Consider the following 3,554-nt stretch of genomic DNA (forward strand, 5'->3'; position numbering starts at 1 on the left):
CCAACAGGCCGGGCAGTTTGGCGTTCTCAGTACCGGTAAACGTAATGGCCACCGTATTGCCCAGGCTGAGATCGCACTCGGTCAGGTGCAACGCGAAGGTTTGGCTGTGGGTGCGGGTGTTCAGGTACAGGTATTTGTCGACGATGGTGCCGAAATCCAGTTTGATATCCTCATCTCCCGGCTGAATGACGCACGGCTCGGCCACCAGCGTACCGTGAAAGCGCATGTTTTCCGCCGCAGCCGCCGGCGGCGCCATCATGCCGGCTGCCATGACCATGCCGGCCCCCAACAGCGCGCTCCGGCGCCGGTTCGTCTCTGTCGCGCGCATGACGCCACTCCCTTTGGTTGTGCTTGTGCCTGCCAGGCGCAAGCGGCGTATTAGTCGTAATAAAGGCGGAAATCGATCGCCGCGCGGTAAGCGCCGGCGCTCAGCGTCGCCGGAGTGCGCACCGGCGTCACCGTATACGTCAGGGTGTTTTGTCCCGGCGTCAGCAATACCGGTTTGTTGCGCGCGCCGAGGCGGACCGGCAGACCGCGGGCATCCGCCAACTGCAACCCCAAACCGGTGACGCCGGCGACCCTGACCAGACCTGGCGCGTCGTCATCCGTCGGCGCGGAAAACGCGACGGACACCGCAGGCTGGCTGCCGCTCCAGGCCAGAACCCCGGTCCAGGCGTCGCGGTTGCTCGCCGGCGCCCGCAGGCAGTCTTTCAGCGTCAGCTCGAAGGCGACCGGCGTGCCGCGATCGCCCGGGCGCTGGAAGTGCGCCGTTCCCGTCTCGCCCAGCCATACCTCCTGGCGGGCGGTGGTCATTTCCAGACTGCAGGCGCTTTCCGTTAACGCGCCGTAGACGTGGAGCGTGCCGTTCGCCCCCTCAACGTCCCAGTTATCCACCGCGCGGGCCGGCGGCATCAGCATCAGCATCGTGCCCGCCGTCAGCGGCACCATCAGCGCGGCCAACACCGTCAGGCCAATAGTGCGTCGCTGATGACGTTCATAGGCCTTTCCCAACAGCATGGGGTTCTTTCGTTGCATGATTCGTTCACTCCGCTGTGTTCATGACTTGGTCTTCCCTGCTTGCGCGCGGCGCGTCATTTGGCGACCGGCACGACCTGGCAGGCATTGCCGGCGCAGCGGAAGTTCAACTGCGGCCGACCACCGTAATCGTTGATGTACGCCAGCGACGGGCCGCTGCCGAGGCTCGCGGCGGAGACGTTCAGCGGGGCGCTGGCCTTCGGCGCCACCATCAACGGTTCAAAGCCGGCGGCCCCTTTCCCGCCCTTGCCGGCGCTCGCCTCAACGATCGTCACGTAATACGGGGTCGGGTTGTTCACCACGTACTTGTCGCCCTGCCGGGTCAGCGTCAGCTGCTCCTGCCAAGGTGCGGCGTTCTTTTTCGGGGCGAGCGCCGCCGGGCGATAAAACATTTTGATGCGCGTCTGCAACGCTATCTGCAGCGTGTTCGGCTTATTGCTGCGCGGCGGTATTTCGCGCAGGTTGAAGTAATACAGCGTCTCCCTGTCCTGCGGCAGCTGACGCGCCGCCGGCAGCGACTGGATCTTCACCTGGCTCGGTTTGCCCGGCTCCACCCGCTGCACCGGCGGCAGCACGGTGAAAGGGCTTTGGATCTTGTTGCCGCGATCGTCTTCGATCCATCCCTGGGCCAGATACGGCAACTGTTTGTTCTGGTTACTGATGTTGAGACTGACCGTTTTCAGGTCGCCGTCGAAAATCACGCGCGTGCGATCCAGCGCGATAGCCGCATGGGCGGGCAGGCCAATCGCGCCGATCGTCAACGCGGCGGCGAGCGAGCTCAAAAGGGAAACGGTCTTTCTGGTCATAGTCAGATTCATCATGTCTTCACGGTTCCAGTCAGCCGAAGGCGGGCGATTCCGCCCCGGCGGTTTAGCGGCGAAGCACGCTCCGCCGGGGTATCAGTTGGCGTTCTCCGCCGGCTTGTTACCGGTGAGAGGACGGCAAGGCAGCAGCAACGTGTTCATCAGCATTTCGGCCGGCAACGGCGCCGGCAGCTGGATTTCACACTGCGCCGCGCCGTTCCAGTGCACGCTCATGCGCTCGCCGGGGTTGAGGCCGGACAGGTAAACGCTGCCGCCGTCATTGATGATGCCGGTCTCCTGTTTGCGGGCATTCAGCACCGTGGCGCCAAACGGCGGCTCACTGCCGTCCGCCAGCTTGACGATCGCCATCGCCTTCTCGCCGGCAATCACCTCGAACTTGCGGTAGCCGATGGCGCCCTCGGTCAACGTGGCCTGCACCACGGAACGCGTCGCCTCGACGTTGTCGCCCAGGCTGTTGAGATCGATGCTGGCCTTGTTGCGGTAGTAGCTGTTCACATCCGCCACCACCGCCTTGCCGTAACGGTTGGTCAGCACCGTACTGCCGTAGCCACGCACCGGCACACCGGCGACGCCTTCGGTATCGAGCAGCAAGCGCGTGCCGCCCGGCGTATTGACGCGATGCAGCACCGCCCCTTCCGCCGCCATCGTCAGGCCGCCCTGCGCGCCGATGCCGACGGCGCTGTAGCGGCCGGCCTGGTAGCTGGCGTTGGCGTTGATCTGCGCCATATCGCCCTGATGGCTGTAATACCCGCTGGCGGTCGCCCCACTGCGCGCGGCACCCGCGCTGATCTGATAGTTGTTGTGTTCATCGACCCGGTTGTAGTAACCGACCCGATGGGCGTTCTCTTCGCGATCGAGCGTCATGTTGTAACTGAGCGTCCCGGCGCTGCCCCAGGGCAGCGACAGCGACAGGTACATCCCGTCGTCGTTGCGCTCGTTGTAACGGTTGCGATAGGCCGACAGCGAAACGCTGACGTTCTTGAAATCGCCGATATCGAAGTAGCGCGATACCATCAGGTTGTAACGATCGTTCGGCGCCCGATCCCAATAGGTTTGGTGGCTGTAGTTGAGATAGGTGCTGAGCCCCAGATCGCGGAACTGTTTGTTGAAGGTGATGGTGTACATCTCCTTGCTCTTGCCGCTGCGTCCCCCTTCGTAACGCGCATCGAGGTAGTCCCCCATGCTCATGAAGTCCTCCTGGGAGAAGCGGTAACCGGCGAAGGTGACCTGGCTGTCGTATTCATCGAAGTTCTTCGAATAGCTCAACCGATACGAACCGCCGGTAAGCGTGCCCTCCTGCGGCAAACGCGCGCGCGACTGCGTGGCATCGAACGACAGCGCCCCCAGCGCCATCAGATCGCGCCCGATCCCCAGCGACAGCGCGTTGTAATCGCCGCCGGCGATGCCACCGCCGTACAGCGACCAGCCGTTGCTGATACCCCAGGAGAACTCGCCGGTGCCGAACATCGGCCCGCGCAGGTGATGCCCCCACTCCGACGGTTTGCCCGTCGCCAGCTTGTAACGCACCGTGCCCGGGCGCGTCAGGTAAGGAATGTTGGCGGTGTTCATCTTGAACTCCTGCACGCTGCCGTCCTGCTCTTCGACGCGCACGTCCAGCTCGCCGGAAACGGCGTCGTTGATGTCCTGAATGCGGAACGGCCCCGCCGCCACTTGCGTTTCATACAGCACGCGCCC

4 protein-coding genes are annotated in these 3,554 nt (G+C 64.0%); all 4 read right to left on the bottom strand.

Going from position 1 to position 3,554, the window contains the following annotated elements; translation table 11 throughout:
• Nucleotides 1–328 (bottom strand): fimbrial protein (locus tag IMX17_RS25045; protein WP_193550328.1); only part of this gene is annotated, 328 nt, incomplete at its 3' end.
• Nucleotides 329–378: 50 nt separating this feature from the next.
• Nucleotides 379–1,017 (bottom strand): fimbrial protein, encoded by a 639-nt coding sequence (locus tag IMX17_RS25050; protein ID WP_046897038.1) that lies wholly within the window; start codon nt 1,015–1,017, stop codon nt 379–381.
• 74 nt (nt 1,018–1,091) lie between these two features.
• Nucleotides 1,092–1,856 carry a fimbria/pilus periplasmic chaperone gene (locus IMX17_RS25055; protein WP_193550329.1) on the bottom strand — a complete coding sequence of 255 codons (765 nt, stop codon included), beginning with the start codon at nt 1,854–1,856 and terminating at the stop codon, nt 1,092–1,094.
• Nucleotides 1,857–1,934: 78 nt separating this feature from the next.
• Nucleotides 1,935–3,554: fimbria/pilus outer membrane usher protein (locus tag IMX17_RS25060; RefSeq protein WP_193550330.1), on the bottom strand; the 1,620-nt coding region annotated here is incomplete at its 5' end.

This window comes from Serratia sp. X3 (genome assembly GCF_014982455.1).
Taxonomy (GTDB): Bacteria; Pseudomonadota; Gammaproteobacteria; order Enterobacterales; family Enterobacteriaceae; genus Serratia; species Serratia ureilytica.

Excerpts from the sequence above, each read along its gene's own strand:
- IMX17_RS25050 (WP_046897038.1), bottom strand. The coding sequence starts at position 1,017 with ATGCTGTTGGGAAAGGCCTATGAACGTCATCAGCGACGCACTATTGGC.
- IMX17_RS25055 (WP_193550329.1), bottom strand. The coding sequence starts at position 1,856 with ATGATGAATCTGACTATGACCAGAAAGACCGTTTCCCTTTTGAGCTCG.